Source organism: Sphingopyxis sp., assembly GCF_035250425.1.
Lineage (GTDB): Bacteria > Pseudomonadota > Alphaproteobacteria > Sphingomonadales > Sphingomonadaceae > Sphingopyxis.
In genome coordinates, this window is sequence record NZ_DATFFD010000233.1 from 52,407 (window position 1) to 70,922 (window position 18,516).

The following is an 18,516-nucleotide window of genomic DNA, read 5'->3' on the forward strand; positions in this document are numbered from 1 at the left end:
AAAGAGGGAGACTTAACATGACCAATGCAAGATATCTGCTCGCTTCGGCTAGCATTGGTACGCTGCTTTTCGCCGCAAGCGCGGCCCACGCCCAGACCCCCGCCACCGCACCCGCCGCCGACGCCGACGCGGCGGAAAGCGAAATCGTCGTCACCGGCATCCGCGGCTCGCTTCGCGAAGCAATCGACGCCAAGCGCGACCTGTCGGTGATCGCCGACGTCGTCACCGCCGAGGATGTCGGCAAATTCCCCGACAAGAATGTCGCCGAAGCGCTCCAGCGCGTTCCCGGCATCGTCGTCAACCGCGAGTTCGGCGAGGGCGAGCGCGTCTCGCTGCGCGGCACCGCGCCGAACCTTACCAAGACCTTGCTCAACGGCCATAGTGTCGCGACCGCCGACTGGTTCATCCTCGACCAGGTCGCCTCGACGCGCAGCTTCAACTATCTGACCCTGCCCGCCGAGATCATCGGCCGCCTCGAAGTCTATAAAAGCCCGCAGGCCGACGTCGAGGAAGGCGGGGTCGGCGGCACGATCAACGTCATCACGCGCAACCCGCTCGACCTCGACCCGCTCACCCTCTCGGCGTCGGTGCAGGGCGTCTATTCGGACCTGTCGGGCAAGTTCGATCCGCAGATCTCGGGTCTCGTCAGCTGGAAGAATGCCGACGAGACCTTCGGCGTCCTCGTCGGCGCCCTCTATCAGAAGCGCCGCACGCGCCGCGACGGGCTCGAGATTTTCGGCTATCGCTCCTTCCCCGTCGGCGGCGGGCAGAGCGCGCTCGTCCCGACGCTGATCGGCTCGACGATGTTCGAACAGACGCGCGAGCGTTACGGCGCCAATATCGGCATCCAGTTCCGCCCGTCGGACGAACTCGAGGTCAACATCACCGGCCTCTATTCGCGGTTCAACGCCGACAACTTCAACCAGAATTATATCGCATGGGGCGAACAGGCGCTCGGCGGCGGCGGCACGATCAGCAATGCGGTGGTGCAGGACGGCGTCGCGGTCGCAGGCAATGTCGCATCGCGCGCCGGCGGCACGCAGGGCTTCGGGGTCGTTTATGACGCGATCGACCGGGCGGCGGTCGCCAAGACCGTCTCGGCCGACTTCGACCTCACCTGGCGCCCCGTCGACAGCCTTTCGGTGCATTTCAAGGTCGGCTGGACCAAGGCCAACGGCGACACGAGCAACGAGAATTTCATCGAGTTCGCGGGACCCGGCGCGTTCAGCTACGACCTGCGCAGCGGCCGCCCCGAAGTCAGCTTCTCCAACCCGAACCCGCTCAACCCAGCGGGCATCCGCCCCGACTTCGCGCGCATGCAGTCGGTCACCAACGACGATGAGGAGAAATATTTCTATCTCGACGTCGAAAAGGAGGTCGAGTGGGGTCCGATGACCGCGCTCAAATTCGGGGTCAAATATACCGACCATGACCGCGTCGCCGAACGCTTCGCGACCAATGGCGGCGTCTTCACCCCCGGCCTGCGCTGCGGCGGCGTTCCCTGCACCTCGGCCGATTTCGCGACCGGCAGCGGGATGCCCGGCGACTTCCTCGACAATATCGCGTCGCCCGGCACGCTCCGCGATTATTGGCGCGTCGATCCCGCCAAGCTGCGCCAGATCTATGGGTCGCAGACCGCGCCCGGCACCGACCGCTTCCTCGTTCCCGGCAATACTTATTCGATCAACGAAAAAGCCTATGGCGGCTACGGCCTCGCGAAATTCGGCGGCGACGGCTGGCGCGGCAATGTCGGCGTGCGCGTGATCGAGACCAAGCAGACGTCGGACGGCTTCATCATCGGCGGCGCGAACCCCCAATTCACCAATCCGTTCGGCGGCTTCACTCCATCGCGGGCGAAACGCTCCTACACTGACATCCTGCCCAGCGCGAACCTGTCGGTCGACCTGTCGGACCAGGTCGTGCTGCGCTTCGCCGCGGGCAAGACGGTGACGCGCCCCGACTTCGTCGACATCACCCCGGGCGTCGACCTCAACGGCACCTTGCTCACCGGCCGCGGCGGCGATCCGAACCTCGATCCGTACCGCGCCAACCAATATGACCTGTCGATCGAATGGTATCCCGATCGCGAGACGATCGTCGCGCTCGCCGCCTTCTACAAGGATATCCAGTCGTACATTGTCAACACGACCTCGACCGAGATCCTGCCGAGCGTCTTCGTGCCGGGTTCGCAGCCCGCGGGCTGCGTCGCGGCGGGCGGCGCCAATCCGAACCTGTTCAACTGCCCCTATCAGATCAACCGCCGCAGCAACGGCGACGGCGGGCGCAACCAGGGTTTCGAATTCCAGGTGTCGCGCCCGATCTGGGGCGGCTTCGGTATGGTGGCGAACTACACTTATTCCGACGCCAAGGCGAACAACGGCGATCCGATCCCGGGCAATTCGAAACACTCGCTCAACCTGACCGGCTATTATGAAAACGACCTCGTCAGCGCGCGGCTCTCGTACAACTACCGGTCGAAATTCTTCATCGATATCGACCGCGCGGCGCCGCTCAATCAGGCCGCGCTGTCGTCGCTCGATGCGTCGGTCAGCGTCAACATCACCGACAATATCGCGCTGACGGCGGACGCGATCAACCTGACCAACGAGAAGATCGAGCAATATTCGGGCAGCCGCGACCGCCCGCGCGCGATCTATGACAATGGCCGCCAATTCTATGTCGGGGCGCGCCTGAAGTTCTGATCGGACCCACTATCCTTCCCCCTCGATGGGGGAAGGATATGAGGCTTGTTGCGAAGAGCGTCCTTGCACTGCCGCTTCGGGCCGCGACGCCCCCCAGTCCGGCCGCCGCGGCTATTCGCAGCAGCGGTCGGGGTCGTCCGATGCATCGAGGGCGACGAGCAGCCCGACCCCCGCGAGGATCGCGAGGCCGCCCACGACCGCCGCCACGGTTCCCGCGTCGGACATATTGCGGCGCCCCTTCGCCGGCGTCGACCGGCCGGGCGCATAACGCGCCGGCGTCAGCCGCTGCCCGGCGAGCGAGATTTGCGGCGATCGCTCGTCGCCCGAAAACCGAACTCGAGCCCCTCGCCGATGCGCCACGCGGGTCCTTTCAGCCCCACCCCGTCGCTCCGCTGCATCGGCGCCACCGTCAGGCCCACGCGAAACTTCCTTGCCTCGTCACTTTTCGTTCCGCCGAGCGGGATGCGCAGGCGCGCACCGACGAAACCTCCCGTCGCGACCGGTCCGGCGCCGTTCATCGGTGCGCTGCCGTCGATCGTCTGGGCGTTTAGCGGCGACGCGCAGCAGGACAGCAGCGCGAGCGATGCGGCGATGGATTTCATGGTCATTCGATGCCCCTCCCTGAAACCCGATCCTCGCCCCGAAATACGGCCGAAGAATGGCCACGAAGCGCGGCGCGCCGCGCCGGTGACGGCCCCTGCTGAGCATCGGGCACCATGCCGTGACAGCCCCGCCCAGCCCTATCGCCGCTTGATCCCGTAATCGATCCTGATCCGGACCCAGGCGCCCACCAGCGGACGTCCACCAAGCCGCGGCGGCCGTACCTGGAACGCCCACGCCGCGGCGAGCACCGCGCGATTGATCTGCGATCCGTTCGGATATTCGTCGAGCCCGACGCAATCCTCGACGCGATAACCGGGCGCGGTGCGGCAAGCGATCAATCCCCAGCCGGGTCCGCTGGCGGTCGACAAATAGCCGCGAAGCTCGTCGTCTCGCGGCTCGCGATACCAGGCGGCCGCATAGAGCGGCTCGCCATTGGGAGCCGTTCCCACGCGTTCCGTATCGCGCGAGGCGGACGAACCGCCGGTGTTGGGCGGCCCATAGACCTTCCCGCTTGGGGGACGAACGGGAGTCGGGGGAAGCGCCGGCGCTGGCGGCTGTTCGGCCGGCGTCTTCATGATTGGCGGAACCTTTGGTTCCACGGCGCGCGGGGGCAGCGGCTCTTCGGTTGCCGGCTGGGGCGGCACGGGTTGCTCTTCGGTCTGCTCGCGCTTCGCGCTGCTTGGTTTGGGCGCTTCCTCCGAAATCTGGCTGGCCTCGAGGCTCACCGCGCTGACGCGCGCCTCCCGATAGTCGGGCTCCGCTTCAAAGCCAAAGGTGAGCAGCAAGAGCAGCAGGAGCGCGGGGATCAGAACCGCCAGGCTTATGGCAAGCGTGCGGCGCCCCGCCCCGATGCTGAGCTGTTCGACATAGGGAGTGGCTGGAACAGGGCTCAGCTGAAACAATCTTTGGTGGCGGCATCCGCCGGTTGCGGTGCCCGGGGCCAGGTTCGCGACGGATAATGGGGCGCCGGGCCTTTGACAAGTACGCCGCCGTTCGACGACGAAATTGCGCGCGGACCTTTCACCCGGCCTCGCGCCATTCCCCCGGCGCCAGCGCGCCAAGCTCCCACCCCCCGATCCGCCAGCGCACCAGCCGCAACGTCGGATAGCCGACCGCCGCGGTCATGCGGCGAACCTGGCGGTTGCGGCCTTCGGTGATCGTCAGCTCGATCCAGCTGTCCGGAACGCTCTTGCGGTAGCGCACCGGCGGGTCGCGGTCCCACAGCAGGGGCGGGTCGATACGGCGGGCCGTCGCGGGGCGCGTCATGCCGTCGTTCAGCGTGACGCCGCGGCGGAGCGCATCGAGCGCGGCTTCGTCGGGCTCGCCCTCGACCTGCGCCAGATAGGTTTTGGGCGTCTTGTGCTTCGGCGACGAAATGCGCGCCTGCAACGCGCCGTCGCCGGTCAGGATCAGCAGGCCTTCGCTGTCCCGATCCAGCCGGCCGGCGGGATAGACGCCGGGCACGTCGATATAATCGGACAGCGTCGCGCGCGCCGTCTCCGTCCCGCGGTCGGTGAATTGGGAGAGGACGCCGTAGGGCTTGTTGAACAGCATGAGGCGGGTCACGGCGTCGCTCCTCGCATTTGCCCCGCTCCCCTTGTCCGTGTTTCAGGGTCCATGGCCTGCCCTGTACGGCACCGCAGCGCCGAACGAGAGAGCGGGCCATGGATGCTGAAACGAGTTCAGCATGACGAAAACAGGGAAGTCAGCAAAGACAATATGCGGGCGCCCTCCCCTGAGGGGGAGGGCGCGAATTGTTACGCCGCTTCCTTCTTGCGCGACGCTTTCTTGCGCTCGTGCGGGTCGAGCAGCGCTTTGCGGATGCGGATATTCTTCGGGGTCACTTCGACCATTTCGTCGTCGTCGATATAGGCGATCGCCTGTTCGAGCGTCATGCGCTTCGGCGGGGTCAGGCGGATCGCGTCGTCCTTGCCCGTCGAACGGAAGTTCGTCAGCTGCTTCGACTTCATCGGGTTGACTTCGAGGTCGTCGGGCTTCGCATTCTCGCCGATGATCATGCCCTCATAGAGCGCTTCGCCGGGCGAGACGAAGAGGATGCCGCGCTCTTCGAGCGGGCCCAAGGCGTATGCAACCGCTTCGCCATTGCCGTTCGAGATCAGCACGCCGTTCTGGCGGCCCGCGATATTGCCTTTGTACGGGCCATATTTTTCGAACAGGCGGTTCATGATCCCGGTGCCGCGCGTGTCGGACAGGAATTCGCCATGATAGCCGATGAGGCCGCGCGAGGGGCCGCTGAAGGTGATGCGCGTCTTGCCGCCGCCCGACGGACGCATGTCGGTGAGGTCGGCCTTGCGGACCTGCATCTTCTCGACAACCGTGCCGCTATGTTCGTCGTCGACGTCGATGACGACGGTTTCATACGGTTCGGTGCGCTTGCCGGCCTCGTCCTCGCCATAAAGGACGCGCGGGCGGCTGATGCCGAGTTCGAAGCCTTCGCGGCGCATCGTTTCGATGAGCACGCCGAGCTGAAGCTCGCCGCGGCCCGCGACTTCGAAGCTGTCCTTGTCGGCGCTTTCAGTGATGCGGATCGCGACATTGGTTTCGGCTTCGCGGAACAAGCGGTCGCGGATCATGCGGCTCGTCACCTTGCTGCCTTCGCGGCCCGCCATCGGCGAATCGTTCACGGCAAAGCGCATCGACAGCGTCGGCGGATCGATCGGCTGCGCGGCGATCGGCTCGCTGACGCTGGTGTCGGCGATCGTGTTCGCGACGGTCGCCTGCGCGAGGCCCGCGATGGCGACGATGTCGCCCGCGCGCGCTTCCTCGACGGGAACGCGCTCGAGCCCGCGGAACGCGAGCAGCTTCGACGCGCGGCCGGTTTCGATGATCTTGCCGTCCATGTCGATCGCGTGGATCGGCTGGTTGACCTTGATCGTCCCGGACTGGACGCGGCCGGTCAGGATGCGGCCGATGAAATTGTCGCGGTCGAGCAGGGTCGCGAGGAAGGTGAACGGACCGTCTTCGGGCAGGCCCGGGGTCGGGACGTGGCTGACGATCGTCTTGAACAGCGGCTCGAGCGTGCCTTCGCGCGCTTCGGGGCTTTCCGAGGCATAGCCGCCGCGGCCCGAGGCGTAGAGGATCGGGAAGTCGAGCTGGTCGTCATTGGCTTCGAGCGTCAGAAACAGCTCGAAAACCTCGTCGAGCACTTCGGCGGCGCGCGCATCGCTGCGGTCGATCTTGTTGACGACGACGATCGGCTTCAGGCCCAGCGCGAGCGCCTTGCCGGTGACGAACTTGGTCTGTGGCATCGGGCCTTCGGCGGCGTCGACGAGCAGGATGACGCCGTCGACCATGCTGAGGATGCGCTCGACCTCACCGCCGAAATCGGCGTGACCCGGGGTGTCGACGATGTTGATGCGCGTCAGGTCGGCGCCTTCGCCCCATTCGACGCTGGTGCATTTCGCAAGGATCGTGATCCCGCGTTCCTTTTCCAGATCGTTCGAATCCATCGCGCGTTCTTCGACGCGCTGGTTGTCGCGGAAGGTGCCCGACTGGCGGAAAAGCTGGTCGACGAGGGTGGTCTTGCCATGATCGACGTGGGCGATGATCGCAATATTGCGCAAAGACATGCGGAAGAGCCTTGATGGAAGGGGGCAGCGCCCGGAGCGCCGCGAAACGCCGCGCCCCTAACAGAATGGGTGCTGCGGCGCAACATGATTGCCGATGGCGCGAACTAGCGCAGCGATTTCGCCAGCCGGTTCGTGTCGTACAGTGAACGCCCCTCGGCGCGGCGCAGCCGTTTTGCCAGCCCTGTGTCGAAATCGCCTTTCCAGCGCGCGAGCGCCGGTCCGATCCGCGCGGCGTCGTCTTCGCCGATCGCCTGCAACGCGCGCGATGCGGCGAGCAGGCCTTCGCGCTCGCGCGCCAATCGGGGCCCGGAATAGCGTTCGGCGATCAGTCCGAGTTGATGGCGCATCGATGCGATCGCCAGCCGCGCGCCTTGCGGGTCGGCGCGCTCCGCCATCAGCTCTGCGCCCGCGACACCGTCGTCGATGGCCGCAAGCTGATCGCCGAGCCGCCGCGAGGCCTTCGTTTCCACCGGGCACGGCCGCACCGCGCGAACATAGGCGGCCAGCGCGTCGAGCATCGCCGGAGTCGGTTCCTGCCCGCCAAATTCCTCGACGATCAGGGTATGGATGAAGCCTTCGAGCGCATGTGTATCGGGATCGCGCGCAACCTTTCCGGGCATCGCGAGGTCGGGAATGACGACGGGGTCGAAGCGCCCATTGCCGCGCGCCGCGCTGAAAAAACTGTTCGTGACGTCGGCGGTTCCCGCCGCCGCCGACACACCCGCGAGCAGGAAATGCGGGTTATCGCGCCCGTTGATATGGCAACTCGCGCAGCTCAGACCCGCCTTCGCCGCCTGTCCGCCGAGCAAGGTCGGTGTCCCGAACAAGGCGCGGCCGCCGCGGACGAGCGGCGTGTCGCTCGCAAGACAGGTCGCCGGTTGCTCCGATAAGAGCGCCTGTTCGGACCCCGGCGCGGTCCAGCGCAATTGCTCGAACGCCGGTGGCGCGCTGCCCGGCGTCGCCGCGACGCCGAGGAGCAGCGCCGCGAACGCGATCAGCTTGCGGATGCGCGCGCCGTGGCGATCCAGCGCTTCAGCTCGTCGACTTCGTGACAGCCGAAACCGCAGATCGCCTCGAGCTTCGCCAGATGTGCCCTGGCGCCCGCGACGTCGCCGCGTTCGAGCTTCAACTCGCCATAATATTCGAGCGCGCCGCGATGCGCCGGCGCGATGGCGAGCGCCTCGCGATAATAGGCCTCGGCCGCGTCATAGCGTTTCAGTTTGCGGTTCGCGAAACCCAGATAGGTGAGCACATCGGGATGCGGTCCCGCCGCCCACAGCGCCGCGTCGAGCTTCGCGATCGCGGCTTCGTAGCGATGCTCGTTGATCAGGCCGACGGCGGCGACATAGGTCGCATCGAGCGTCTCTGCCGCGGCGAGCCGCACCTCGGGCACGGCCGCATTTTGCGCCTGCGGGCCCGCGGCGACCGCCGCCTCCAGCTTGGCGATCGCGTCGGTGAGCTTCGCCGAATCGGCGCACGTCCCGGCGCACCCTTGCTGCATCGCCTTGAGCGCCGCGAGCTGCTCGCCGGCCTTTTCGGCCTTGCCGAGCTTCGCCTGCGTGATGCCGAGGTCGCGGCGCGCGTCGACCATCTTTCCGTCATAGCGCACCGCGGCTTCGAGCGGCTTCACCGCGCGCGAGAAATCGCCCTGCGCCATATAGCTCGCGCCGAGCAGATAATTGGCCTGCGGGTTTTTTGGAACCGCGGACACGACCTTTTTGAAGGCCTTCGCCGCCTCGTCATATTTGCCCGCGGCGAAGGCGTCGGCGCCTTTCTTGTAGTCGGCCGTCGGGTCGTAGCTGCTCTGGCTCGGCGGCGCGCTGCCGCCGCCTCCGCCGCCTCCCGCCGCGAAAGCGAGCGGCGCGACGAAGATCGCGCAGGCCGCGGCGATGGATAGTGAAGATCGATAGCGCATGACGAGTCTCTCCCGCGGTCGATACGGGCGCCAGCTTACCACAAACGCGGCCCCCGCGGAACGATGAAGCGAGGGTCAGATCATCGCGATCAGCCGCTCGACCGCTTGCCCGGCGACGCGCGCGGCACGGACGAGATTGGCGTGAAAATCGCCCGCGCTGTCGCCGTTCGCCTCGTCGGTGACCGCCTTGATCGCCGCCCAGGGCCTGCCCAGCCGCGCCGCGACCTGCGCCACCGCGCCGACCTCCATGTCGACGAGCGTCGCACCGAGGCTGGCGAGATCGGCGGCTGCGTCGGGGCACGCGATAAAAGAGTCGCCGCTCGCGATGCGCGCATGCGGCAGCCCGAGGCCGGGGTCGGGCATCGCCGAAAAATGCGCCCCATCTGTTTCTGGGCCGGCCTCGCCGATCGGCCATTCGCCCGCGCGGTAGCGGCGAAACAGGCCGGGCTGACTGGCGCCATAGTCATGCTGCAACGCCTCGGCGAGCCAATAAGCCCCTGGCGCCGCGCCCAGCGAGCCGCAGGTGCCGGTCATCAACAGCATATCGGCATCGCCCGCCAACGCGCCCGCACACAGCGCGGCGTTGACCTTACCAAGCCCGCACGTCGCAATGACGAGGCTGTGGCCGGCGATCGCCAGTCGCCGTTCGGCGAACAGCCCGCCGACACATTCCCCGGTGCCGGGAAACAGCGCGTCGGCCTCTTCGGGGAGCGCGGCGAGGATCAGGATATGGGCCATTGCGTCTGCATAATCCCGTTTCCGTTCGTGTCGAGCGAAGTCGAGACACCCCTCGTCAACGCGCGCCTTCGGGGCATCTCGACTTCGCTCGATGCGAACGGAATGATTGGACCCGATGGCTTGCCAACGCGGCGGGATAGCGCCATCGCTTCTCCCAATGCTGGCCCGCATCTTCCCCGACCGCTTCGTCCCCGTGCTGTTCGCGACGATCCTGCTCGCGAGCCTGCTGCCGGTGCGCGGCGCGGCGGTGCCGATCGCGAGTGCGCTGTCGACCGCGGCGATCGTCTTTCTCTTCTTCCTCAACGGCGTGCGCCTGCCGCGCGAAGAGGTCCTTCACGGCATCCTGGGCTGGAAGCTGCAGGGAGGCGCGCTCTTTTTCTGTTTCGGCTTCATGGCGCTGCTCGGCCTCGCCGCGCAGGCGGCGACCGCGCCGCTGCTCCCCGCGACGCTCGCGCTCGGTTTCCTCTTTCTCGGCATCCTGCCCTCGACCGTCCAGTCGGCGACCGCGGCGAGCAGCCTCGCGGGCGGCAATGTCGCGGCGAGCGTCGTCGCGGCGGCGTTGCTCAACCTCAGCGGGGTCGCGCTCTCGCCGCTGCTCTTCGCTCTGCTCGCTGGAAGCGCGGGGGAGATCCATGGCGAGGCGGTGCTCCGTATCGTCTCGATCCTGCTCGTGCCTTTCGTTGCCGGGCAGCTCGTCCAGCGCCGGCTGCGGCCGTGGGTGCTCGCGCATCGCGGCCTCGCGACCTTGATGGATCGCACCGCGATCGCGATCGCGGTCTATGTCGCTTTCTCGGCCGCGGTCGTCGCGGGGATCTGGAGCCTGCTCGACGGCCGCGAGATCGCCATCGTGCTTGCAGCGGTCGCGATGCTGCTTACGCTCTCCTTCGGCGGCGCCTGGGCGCTCGGGGGGCTGTTGAAGCTCGCGCGGCCCGACCGCATCACGCTGCTGTTTTCGGGCGCGCAAAAGAGCATCGCGGTCGGCGCGCCGCTCGCCGCGACGCTTTTCCCGCCCGCCATCGCCGGCATGGTGCTCGTTCCGATCCTCGTCTATCATATGGCGCAACTGATCCTGTCCGCATGGATCGCGCCGGTGCTGCGGTCGGGACAGGGTGTGGTGCTTGAATAACACAGATACGCATGCCATATAGGCAGTGGCCCCAGGGTCACTTTGGGGGGTGGAAGGAAGACGAATGAGCAACGAAACCGCGACGGCAACCGCGACCGACGAGCTGAAGCTGACCCCGCCCGATCCGGTGCCCGCGGTCGCGCCCGAAAAGGCCGCCGGCCTGGTGCCGCTGTCGACCGAGCAGAAATCGAAGCTCGAGGAACGCGTCGACGGTTTCATCGACGATCTGGTCGCGCAGGACGTCAATTCGCCCGCCTTCGGCCAGAAGGTCGACCAGATCACCAACATGGGCCGCAAGGAAATGCTGGAGGCGGCGAACCAGTCGAACCGCTTCCTCGACCGCCCGATCAAGGCGATGGACCGCGACACCGACATCGGGATGAACCTGATCGAACTGCGCAACACCGTCGAGCGGCTCGACCCATCGGCGAACGGCAAATTGCTGTCCAAGCGCGGTTTCCTCGACAAATTGTTCGGCAGCAGCGTCACCAATTATTTCGCCCAGTACCGCTCGGCTCAGTCGCATATCTCGGGCGTCCTCACCGCGCTGTCGAACGGCAAGGACGAGCTGTTGATGGACAATGCCGCGATCGACGTCGAACGGCGCAAGCTGTGGGAAGCGATGGGCAAGCTGGAACAGATGGTCCACATCGCGGGCACGCTCGACGAAAAGCTCGAAGCCAAGGCAGCCGAACTCGACGGCGTCGATCCGGCGAAGGCGAAGGTGCTGCGCGAAAATGCGCTTTTCTACGCGCGCCAACGGAGCCAGGATTTGCTCACGCAAATGGCGGTGACGGTGCAGGGCTATCTCGCGCTCGATCTCGTCAAAAAGAATAATGTCGAGCTGGTGAAAGGCGTCGACCGCGCCTCGACCACGACCGTCGGTGCGCTCAAGACCGCGATCACCGTCGCGCAGGCGATGACGAACCAGAAGCTGGTGCTCGAACAGATCACCGCGCTCAACACGACGACCGCGAACATCATCGACGGCACGTCGAAGATGCTCAAGGACAACACCGCGCGCATCCACGAGCAAGCGGCGTCGAGCACGATCCCGATGGAAACGCTCCAGCGCGCGTTCCAGAATATCTATGACACGATGGACGCGATCGACACCTTCAAGCTGAAGGCGCTCGACAGCATGAAGACGACGGTGACGACGCTCGAGGGCGAAGTCGCCAAGTCGAAGGGCTATATCGCGCGCGCCGAGGGCGCGAGCCAGGCGCAGGCGAGCGTCGGCGGCGCCGACAGCCCGCTCGCATCGCTCGAAGGCTAAAATATGAGTATGAGCGAAGTCGACAAGATCCGGGTTACGGCCGCCTCCGCGATCGAACGGTCGCGCGAACGCCGCCGCCCGATCGGCACCAAGAGCGTCGCGCTGCGCCGCCAGCATCTCTATAAGAAGCTTGGCCGCGTGCTGATCGCGGGCGGGATCGTGCTGATCGGCGCCGCGGTGTTCGGCGCGCTGATCCAGCCGCTCGGCTTCACCGGGCTGCTCGCTTTGTTCATCCTGCTGATCGGGGTCGCGGTGCTGTTCGGGCGCTCGCCCTTCCCCGAGCCGCGCCAGGCCGATTTGCCCAAGGCCGACCTCAAGCAGCTCGCCGGCCGCACCGAAATCTGGCTTGAGGCGCAGCGCCCCGCGCTCCCTGCCCCGGCACGCCAGCTCGTCGACGGCATCGGCGTCCAGCTCGACCTGCTCGCGCCGCAGCTCCAGACGCTCGACGCGGCGAGTCCGGCGGCGGCGAACATCCGCAAACTCGTCGGCGAGGATTTGCCCGAACTCGTCGCGGGTTATCAGCGCATTCCCGCAGGCCTCCGCACCGAAGCGCACGCCGGGCGCACACCCGACGAGACGCTTGTCGGCGGGCTGAAGATGCTCGAAAGCGAGATTGGCAACGCCGCGCGAAGCCTCGCGGCGGGCGAACTCGACAAGCTCGCGACGCGCGAACGCTATCTCCAGCTCAAATATCAGGGCATCGACGGCGAGGACGTTCCCGCCAGCTAGGCCTGCCGCCAGCGCTGCGTCCCGAACCAGAGCAGCAGGATGAGCAGCAGCGGCGGGGCGAGCCCCCAATGCCCCGCCCCGGCGAGCGGCGCGAGCAAAGGCGCCGACGACAAGAGCCACAGCGCCGCGAGCAGCGCGCCGATCGCCAGCGCCTCGAACGCGAAGCTGCGCCAGAAGCGCCGCCGCGCGCGGGCATAGGCCGCCTGCGCATCGATCGCGCGCTCGACTCCCACCGCAAAGCCGCGATCGCCCGGCCGCGCGGGCGGCGCCAGCATCGCGGCCAGCATCGCGTCGATGTCCCGATCGTCCGGCGCCGTCATGCGTCCGCTCCTTCGCCGATCATCTTCTGCGCCTTTGCCCGCCCGCGCAAGACGAGCGATTTGAGCGTGCCGAGTGGCAAGCCCATGATCGCGGCCGCCTCGCCATGCGACCAGCCGTGGCCGAAACACAGGGTAAGCGCGGCGCGCTCCTGCGGCGACAAGGCGCCAAGCAGCCGGCCGGCGTCGATCGCGGCGTCACTCGCCGGACGCGGATCGGTCGAACTTGCAATCTCCTCGCGTCCCAAGAGTCCCTCGCGCCGCCGCGCGGTGCGCCGCTGGTCGAGGAACAGCCGCCAGCCGATCCCCATGACCCACGCCGCATAACTCCCCTTCCCCCGATATTCGCCCGCGCGCTGCCACGCGCGGACAAAGGCTTCCTGCGCCAGATCGTCGGCATCGCACCCGGCGGCACGCGACAGGAAAGCGCGCAACCGTCCCTCGTGCCGCAGCACGAGGAGCTGGAAAGCGGCGCGATCTCCCCCCGCGACACGCTGGTTGAGGGCCCAATCCTCATCGGCGCTCGCCCCATCACGCAGCGGCGCGCTCCTCAAGGGCCGCAGCGCGCGCGAGGCGGCGGCGGACGAGCAGCGCGATGCCGACAAAGGCGGGGAAGAGCGCGGCGCCCGACGAAATGCGGATCAGCTGCTCATTGCCCTGGATCAGCCCGAAGCCCGCCATCGCGAGGCCGATCGCGAGCAGCACCAGCGCGTTGCGGTCGTCGCCGCCGGACGGTTCGCCGGCATTCTGCGGGCCGAGATGCTCATAGGGCTTGTTGAGCTTGTCGATCAACGGTCCGACGGCATCCGATTTGGCCTCGAGCGCGCGGCGGATCGAGCGGTGGAGCATCCATGCGTGGAGCAGCCGCGCGAGCAGGAAGAAGCCGATAACGAAGAGCGCGACCATCGTGATATTTTCGAGCCAGCCGAAAAAATCATTGCTGAGCGCGACGAGTTCGGTGGTCGGCGGCGGCGCGGGCATGAACGAGGCGATGTCGCGCGGGTCGATATAGGCGGCGACGTCGGCCGGGCTGATCGATTGGGCGGCCGTAACGGGCACCGTCACCGTTGCGGCGGGCGGCACCGCGGGCGCCGCGGCTGCGGCCACAGCGGCCGTCGTGATCATCAGGTCCATCGACTTATCTCTCCTTCATGCCGCTCGGCATGGTGAAACCACAGGCGGCGGCCTCCGGCAAGGCGGGGATGATCTGCACCGGGGAGCCAAATCAACCGCCGCGCGACGCCGCCGCCCGGACCGGCGCAGCGGCCGGTCATGGACTGGACGGCACGACGCACGCCAGTGGATGCGAAGAGAAGAGATTTTTTGGGAACGAAGGGAAAGCTCTGGATGCCCCGCGAGGATTCGAACCTCGATAGGCGGTATCAGAAACCGCAGTCTTACCATTAGACGACAGGGCAGCAGAGGCGGGCCAGATATGACTGCACGGGTCCCCTGTCAAGGCCGGTTCGCGCGCCCGAACAAGTCCGCTTGCCCTGACGCATTTCGCCGCTAGCATCGTCCGCATAACAAGATAGGGGCCGCGCGCCCGCGCGGACACCCGAAGGAGTGGGTTGATGCGTCATGTCGCGATCGTCGGGTCGGGCCCCGCGGGTTATTACACAGCCGAAACATTGCAGAAAGCGGACGATATTGCAGTCGACGTCATCGACCGGCTGCCCGTCCCCTATGGCCTGATCCGCACCGGGGTCGCGCCCGACCACCAGTCGATCAAGGCGGTGTCGCGCCGCTACGAGGGCACCGCGCTCACCGACAATGTCCGTTTCGTCGGCCATGTTTCGGTCGGCACCGACGTGACGATCGACGAGCTCGCCGGGCTTTACGACGCCGTCATCCTCGCGACCGGCGCGCCCAACGACCGGCCGCTCGACATCCCCGGCGCCGACCTGCCCGGCGTGATCGGCAGCGCCGCTTTCGTCGGCTGGTACAACGGCCATCCCGACTTCGCCGATCTGAATCCGCCGCTGGGCGCCCCCGGCGTCGTGGTGATCGGCAACGGCAATGTCGCGCTCGATGTCGCGCGCATCCTCGCCAAGACGCCGGGCGAATTCGCGGGCAGCGACATCGTCGCGCACGCCCGCGACGCGCTGGCCGGGAGCGCGGTACGCCATATCCAGATCCTCGGCCGCCGCGGCCCGCACCAGATCGCGATGACGCCGAAGGAGCTCGGCGAGCTCGGCCATCTCGAACGCGCCAGCCCGCGCGTCGACCCCGCCGACCTGCCGCCCGAGGGCGACGATGCGCTGCTCGAACCCGGGATGCGCAAATCGGTGACGCATTTGCGCAGCTTCGCCGCCAACCCGGTCGCCAAGCCGGTGACGATCGACTTCGATTTCTTCGCGATGCCCGTCGCAATCGAGGGCGACGGCCGCGTGCAGCGCGTGATCGTCGAACGCACGACGCTCGACGCCGACCTCACCAGCCACGGCACGGGCGAAACCTATGCGCTCGATGCCGGGCTGGTGATCAGCTGTATCGGTTACCAGACGCCGCCGATCCCCGGCGTCCCTTACGAGCATGGCCGCGGCCGTTTCGCGAGCGACGAGGGCCGCATCCTGCCCGGTCTCTACGCCGTCGGATGGGCGCGGCGCGGGCCGTCGGGAACGATCGGCACCAACAAGCCCGACGGCGCGCGCATCGGCGAAATGGTGCTCGAGGACATCGGCCGCGGCGCAGGCAAGGCGGGACGCCCAGGGCTCGATGCGCTGCTCGCGAGCCGCGATGTCACCCCCGTCACCTTCCGCGACTGGCGCCGGATCGAGGAGGCCGAGGTTGCGGCCGCGCTCGACGGCCGCCCGCGCGAAAAATTCACCAGCGTCGAGGCGATGCTGACCGCGCTCGGCCGTTGACCGCACCCGTCCGCGCCGCGCTGCGCTGGCTGCTCGCGCTGGCCTATGGCTACGCCGGCTATCGCCACCTTATCGCCCCCGCGCCCTTCCTCGCGATCACGCCGTCGTGGGTGCCGCAGCCCGCGCTGGTTGTCGCGGCAACCGGCATCGCCGAGATCGCGGGTGCGGTCGGGCTGCTGATCCCGGCGACGCGCAAGGCGGCCGGCTGGGGCCTCGCGCTCTATGCGCTGTGCGTCTGGCCCGCCAATTTTCATCACGCACTCGCCAATGTCGCGATCGGCGGCGATACGCTCGGCTGGTGGTATCACGGCCCGCGCCTCGCCGCGCAGCCGCTGATCATCTGGTCGGCACTCTGGGCAAGCGGCGCGACCGACTGGCCGTTTCGCCGGAAAAGCCCTCCCCCTTGATGGGGGGAGGGTTGGGTGGGGGTGAGTCTCAGGCAAAAGCTGGGCCGCAACGCACCCCCTCCGCTGCGACTAGGCGATTGCATCGCCAAGTCTCGCTGCCTCCCCCATCAAGGGGGAGGGCTATTCACTTCGCGACCGGCGTCTCGATCGGCGGCTGGCCCTTCTGGCTCGCCGCATAGGCTTCGACCGCCTTCAGCACGCGCAGCATGTTGCCGCTCGAAATCTTTTCGAGTTCGGCCTGCGTATAGCCGCGCCGCGCGAGTTCGGCGAACAGCCGCGGATAGCCCGTGACATCCTCCAGTCCCACCGGGGTCGCGTCCATCCCGTCATAATCGCCGCCGATCCCGATATGATCGACGCCGATCGTCGCCTTGATATGGTCGATATGGTCCGCTGCGATACCGATCGGCGTCTGCGGCGCCGGGTTCGCCGCATCCCACGCTTTCAGCGCCGGGGCGACAGCATCGGGATTGCCGACGTACAGCGCATCGAGCCGCGCCTTCTCCGCCGTCCGCGACAGGCCATGCGCGCGCAGCTTGGGATCGAGAAAGGCGGCATAGAGCACGACCATCACGACGCCGCCATTGGCTTTCACCGCGGGCAGCACGCTGTCGGGCACGTTGCGCGGATGGTCGTTGACCGCGCGGACGCCCGAATGGCTGAACATGACCGGCGCCTTCGATACTTCGAGCGCATCCTTCATCGTCGCTTCGCTGACATGGCTCAAATCGACGATCATGCCGATGCGGTTCATTTCCTGCACGACCCGGCGCCCGAAATCGGTGAGCCCGTCATGCTGCGGCGCATCGGTCGCGCTGTCGGCCCACGGCGTGGTCTTGCCATGAGTCAGCGTCATGTAACGCGCGCCCATGCCATAGAGCTGGCGCAGCACGGCAAGCGACGAGCCGATCGACTGGCCGCCCTCCATCCCGAGCATCCCGGCGACCTTACCCGCCTTCATTTGGCTTTCGAGCTCGGTCGAGGTCGAGGCGAAGCCGAGGTCGTTCGGATAGCGGGCGATCAGCCGCTTCGCGACGTCGATCTGCTCGATCGTTTGCTGCACCGCCTGCTGCTCATTCGTGTTCGACGGCACATAGACCGACCAGAATTGCGCGCCGACATGCCCCTTGCGCAGGCGCTGGATGTCGGTGTGCATCACCGTTCCGTCGGGCTTGGGCTTGGTGGTGTCGCGAAAGTCGAAGTCATTGATCACATTGCCGACCTGCCCGCGCAATTCCCACGGCACGTCATTATGCCCGTCGAACACCGGCGCCTTCTTCAGCGCGGCTTCGGCGGTCGCCTCGGGCGACTTTTGCGCGGCGGCAGGGGTGGACAGGAGGACGAATGCGGCGAGGCCGGCGAGCAGGATGGGCTTGTTCATGGCGCGCGACCTTAAGTCCTTGTCAGCGCTGCGCAAGCCCTGCTTGACGGAAGCGTAAACCCCGCGCAGCATCGCGCCATGACAGCTTTCGACGACTGGCGCGCGCGCTCACCCTATTATGACGAAACCCACGAAGCGCTGGCGCAAAGCGTCCGCCGTTTCGTCGCGCGCGAGATCGCGCCGCATATCGACCGCTGGGAAGCCGAGGGCGAATTGCCGCGCGAACTCCACAAGAAGGCGGCGGAGGCCGGCATCCTTGGCCTGCGCTATCCCGAACAATATGGCGGGCATTCGGAAGGCTTCGACAATTTCCACGGCCTCGTGCTGACCGAGGAACTCGCCGCGGTTGGCGCCGGCGGGCTCGGTGCGTCGCTGATGACCCACGGCATCGGCCTGCCGCCGATCCTTGCGCTCGGGTCCGATGAGCTGAAACAGCGCGTCGCGCCGCCGGTGCTCGCGGGCGAAAAAATCATCGCGCTCGGCATCACCGAGGCGGGCGGCGGCAGCGACGTCGCAAACCTCAAGACCACCGCGGTCAAGGATGGCGATTCGTACAGCGTCAACGGCGGCAAGATGTTCATCACCAGCGGCATGCGCGCCGACTGGCTGACCTGCGCGGTGCGCACCGGCGGGCCGGGCGCCGCGGGCATCTCGCTGCTGCTGATCGACATGGACAGCCCCGGCGTCGAGCGCACGCGGCTCGACAAGATGGGTTGGCGCTGCAGCGACACCGCCGCGATCCATTTCAGCGACGTTCGCGTTCCGGCCGAAAATCTGATCGGTCCGGAGAACGGCGGCTTCATCGGCATCATGCGCAATTTCAACAGCGAGCGGCTCGGCATGGCGATGGGCTGCTGCGCCTATG

The 18,516-nt window shown here is 67.1% G+C and carries 18 protein-coding genes and 1 tRNA gene; 7 read left to right on the forward strand and 12 right to left on the reverse strand.

Features of this window, described 5'->3' with window-relative positions:
* The first annotated feature begins 17 nt into the window (after nucleotides 1-17).
* On the forward strand, nucleotides 18-2,702 hold the full coding sequence (locus VJ811_RS13965) for a TonB-dependent receptor (protein ID WP_324073349.1): 2,685 nt from the start codon (nucleotides 18-20) through the stop codon (nucleotides 2,700-2,702).
* Between the two features lie 278 nt (nucleotides 2,703-2,980).
* On the opposite strand, the gene VJ811_RS13970 is transcribed toward VJ811_RS13965, so the two are convergent.
* The 7 genes from VJ811_RS13970 to VJ811_RS14000 all read right to left on the reverse strand — a co-directional run bounded on the left by VJ811_RS13970 (nucleotide 2,981) and on the right by VJ811_RS14000 (nucleotide 9,548).
* Nucleotides 2,981-3,310: a hypothetical protein gene (locus VJ811_RS13970; protein WP_324073351.1), complete on the reverse strand. Its 330-nt coding sequence runs from the start codon at nucleotides 3,308-3,310 to the stop codon at nucleotides 2,981-2,983.
* A gap of 132 nt (nucleotides 3,311-3,442) precedes the next feature.
* On the reverse strand, nucleotides 3,443-4,207 hold the full coding sequence (locus tag VJ811_RS13975; RefSeq protein WP_324073353.1) for a hypothetical protein: 765 nt from the start codon (nucleotides 4,205-4,207) through the stop codon (nucleotides 3,443-3,445).
* Nucleotides 4,208-4,325: 118 nt separating this feature from the next.
* A complete protein-coding gene (locus VJ811_RS13980) occupies nucleotides 4,326-4,871 on the reverse strand; it encodes a pseudouridine synthase (protein ID WP_324073356.1) in 546 nt (181 codons plus the stop codon).
* A gap of 191 nt (nucleotides 4,872-5,062) precedes the next feature.
* On the reverse strand, nucleotides 5,063-6,895 hold the full coding sequence (typA, locus tag VJ811_RS13985) for a translational GTPase TypA (protein WP_324073358.1): 1,833 nt from the start codon (nucleotides 6,893-6,895) through the stop codon (nucleotides 5,063-5,065).
* Nucleotides 6,896-6,999: 104 nt separating this feature from the next.
* On the reverse strand, nucleotides 7,000-7,821 hold the full coding sequence (locus tag VJ811_RS13990; protein ID WP_324073360.1) for a hypothetical protein: 822 nt from the start codon (nucleotides 7,819-7,821) through the stop codon (nucleotides 7,000-7,002).
* 68 nt (nucleotides 7,822-7,889) lie between these two features.
* Nucleotides 7,890-8,810: a tetratricopeptide repeat protein gene (locus VJ811_RS13995; protein WP_324073361.1), complete on the reverse strand. Its 921-nt coding sequence runs from the start codon at nucleotides 8,808-8,810 to the stop codon at nucleotides 7,890-7,892.
* 75 nt (nucleotides 8,811-8,885) lie between these two features.
* Nucleotides 8,886-9,548, reverse strand: coding sequence for a 5'-methylthioadenosine/S-adenosylhomocysteine nucleosidase (locus VJ811_RS14000; RefSeq protein ID WP_324073363.1), 663 nt, complete (start codon nucleotides 9,546-9,548; stop codon nucleotides 8,886-8,888).
* Nucleotides 9,549-9,705: 157 nt separating this feature from the next.
* Between VJ811_RS14000 and VJ811_RS14005 the strand changes: the two genes are divergently transcribed.
* The 3 genes from VJ811_RS14005 to VJ811_RS14015 all read left to right on the forward strand — a co-directional run bounded on the left by VJ811_RS14005 (nucleotide 9,706) and on the right by VJ811_RS14015 (nucleotide 12,679).
* Nucleotides 9,706-10,674, forward strand: coding sequence for a bile acid:sodium symporter family protein (locus tag VJ811_RS14005; RefSeq protein WP_324073365.1), 969 nt, complete (start codon nucleotides 9,706-9,708; stop codon nucleotides 10,672-10,674).
* Between the two features lie 64 nt (nucleotides 10,675-10,738).
* Nucleotides 10,739-11,950 (forward strand): toxic anion resistance protein, encoded by a 1,212-nt coding sequence (locus VJ811_RS14010; protein ID WP_324073367.1) that lies wholly within the window; start codon nucleotides 10,739-10,741, stop codon nucleotides 11,948-11,950.
* A gap of 3 nt (nucleotides 11,951-11,953) precedes the next feature.
* Nucleotides 11,954-12,679: a hypothetical protein gene (locus tag VJ811_RS14015; RefSeq protein ID WP_324073370.1), complete on the forward strand. Its 726-nt coding sequence runs from the start codon at nucleotides 11,954-11,956 to the stop codon at nucleotides 12,677-12,679.
* Here the strand turns inward: VJ811_RS14015 and VJ811_RS14020 are convergent.
* The 4 genes from VJ811_RS14020 to VJ811_RS14035 all read right to left on the reverse strand — a co-directional run bounded on the left by VJ811_RS14020 (nucleotide 12,676) and on the right by VJ811_RS14035 (nucleotide 14,414).
* Entirely contained in the window at nucleotides 12,676-12,999 is a 324-nt protein-coding gene (locus tag VJ811_RS14020; RefSeq protein ID WP_324073372.1) for a hypothetical protein, read from the reverse strand. The two genes, VJ811_RS14015 and VJ811_RS14020, sit on opposite strands and share 4 nt — an antisense overlap.
* Nucleotides 12,996-13,550, reverse strand: a complete 555-nt coding sequence (locus tag VJ811_RS14025; RefSeq protein WP_324073373.1) for an RNA polymerase sigma factor — start codon at nucleotides 13,548-13,550, stop codon at nucleotides 12,996-12,998. The genes VJ811_RS14020 and VJ811_RS14025 overlap by 4 nt, the downstream gene beginning before the upstream one ends.
* Entirely contained in the window at nucleotides 13,528-14,130 is a 603-nt protein-coding gene (locus VJ811_RS14030; protein WP_324073376.1) for a hypothetical protein, read from the reverse strand. The genes VJ811_RS14025 and VJ811_RS14030 overlap by 23 nt, the downstream gene beginning before the upstream one ends.
* 210 nt (nucleotides 14,131-14,340) lie before the next feature.
* A tRNA-Gln gene (locus VJ811_RS14035) sits at nucleotides 14,341-14,414 on the reverse strand.
* 156 nt (nucleotides 14,415-14,570) lie between these two features.
* Here VJ811_RS14035 and VJ811_RS14040 point away from each other — a divergent pair.
* Nucleotides 14,571-15,863, forward strand: coding sequence for an FAD-dependent oxidoreductase (locus VJ811_RS14040; protein ID WP_324073378.1), 1,293 nt, complete (start codon nucleotides 14,571-14,573; stop codon nucleotides 15,861-15,863).
* Entirely contained in the window at nucleotides 15,860-16,270 is a 411-nt protein-coding gene (locus tag VJ811_RS14045) for a DoxX family protein (protein WP_324073380.1), read from the forward strand. The genes VJ811_RS14040 and VJ811_RS14045 overlap by 4 nt, the downstream gene beginning before the upstream one ends.
* A 124-nt stretch (nucleotides 16,271-16,394) precedes the next feature.
* On the opposite strand, the gene VJ811_RS14050 is transcribed toward VJ811_RS14045, so the two are convergent.
* The gene (locus tag VJ811_RS14050) at nucleotides 16,395-17,651 is read right to left on the reverse strand and encodes a dipeptidase (RefSeq protein WP_324073382.1); all 1,257 of its coding nucleotides are present in this window, start codon (nucleotides 17,649-17,651) and stop codon (nucleotides 16,395-16,397) included.
* 78 nt (nucleotides 17,652-17,729) lie between these two features.
* Between VJ811_RS14050 and VJ811_RS14055 the strand changes: the two genes are divergently transcribed.
* Nucleotides 17,730-18,516 (forward strand): acyl-CoA dehydrogenase family protein (locus tag VJ811_RS14055; RefSeq protein WP_324073383.1); only part of this gene is annotated, 787 nt, incomplete at its 3' end.

Coding starts and splice junctions, on each gene's coding strand:
- VJ811_RS13965 (WP_324073349.1), top strand. CDS start 18: ATGACCAATGCAAGATATCTGCTCGCTTCGGCTAGCATTGGTACGCTG.
- VJ811_RS13970 (WP_324073351.1), bottom strand. CDS start 3,310: ATGACCATGAAATCCATCGCCGCATCGCTCGCGCTGCTGTCCTGCTGC.
- typA (WP_324073358.1), bottom strand. CDS start 6,895: ATGTCTTTGCGCAATATTGCGATCATCGCCCACGTCGATCATGGCAAG.
- VJ811_RS13995 (WP_324073361.1), bottom strand. CDS start 8,810: ATGCGCTATCGATCTTCACTATCCATCGCCGCGGCCTGCGCGATCTTC.
- VJ811_RS14000 (WP_324073363.1), bottom strand. CDS start 9,548: ATGGCCCATATCCTGATCCTCGCCGCGCTCCCCGAAGAGGCCGACGCG.
- VJ811_RS14005 (WP_324073365.1), top strand. CDS start 9,706: ATGCTGGCCCGCATCTTCCCCGACCGCTTCGTCCCCGTGCTGTTCGCG.
- VJ811_RS14010 (WP_324073367.1), top strand. CDS start 10,739: ATGAGCAACGAAACCGCGACGGCAACCGCGACCGACGAGCTGAAGCTG.
- VJ811_RS14015 (WP_324073370.1), top strand. CDS start 11,954: ATGAGTATGAGCGAAGTCGACAAGATCCGGGTTACGGCCGCCTCCGCG.
- VJ811_RS14020 (WP_324073372.1), bottom strand. CDS start 12,999: ATGACGGCGCCGGACGATCGGGACATCGACGCGATGCTGGCCGCGATG.
- VJ811_RS14030 (WP_324073376.1), bottom strand. CDS start 14,130: ATGGACCTGATGATCACGACGGCCGCTGTGGCCGCAGCCGCGGCGCCC.
- VJ811_RS14040 (WP_324073378.1), top strand. CDS start 14,571: ATGCGTCATGTCGCGATCGTCGGGTCGGGCCCCGCGGGTTATTACACA.
- VJ811_RS14050 (WP_324073382.1), bottom strand. CDS start 17,651: ATGAACAAGCCCATCCTGCTCGCCGGCCTCGCCGCATTCGTCCTCCTG.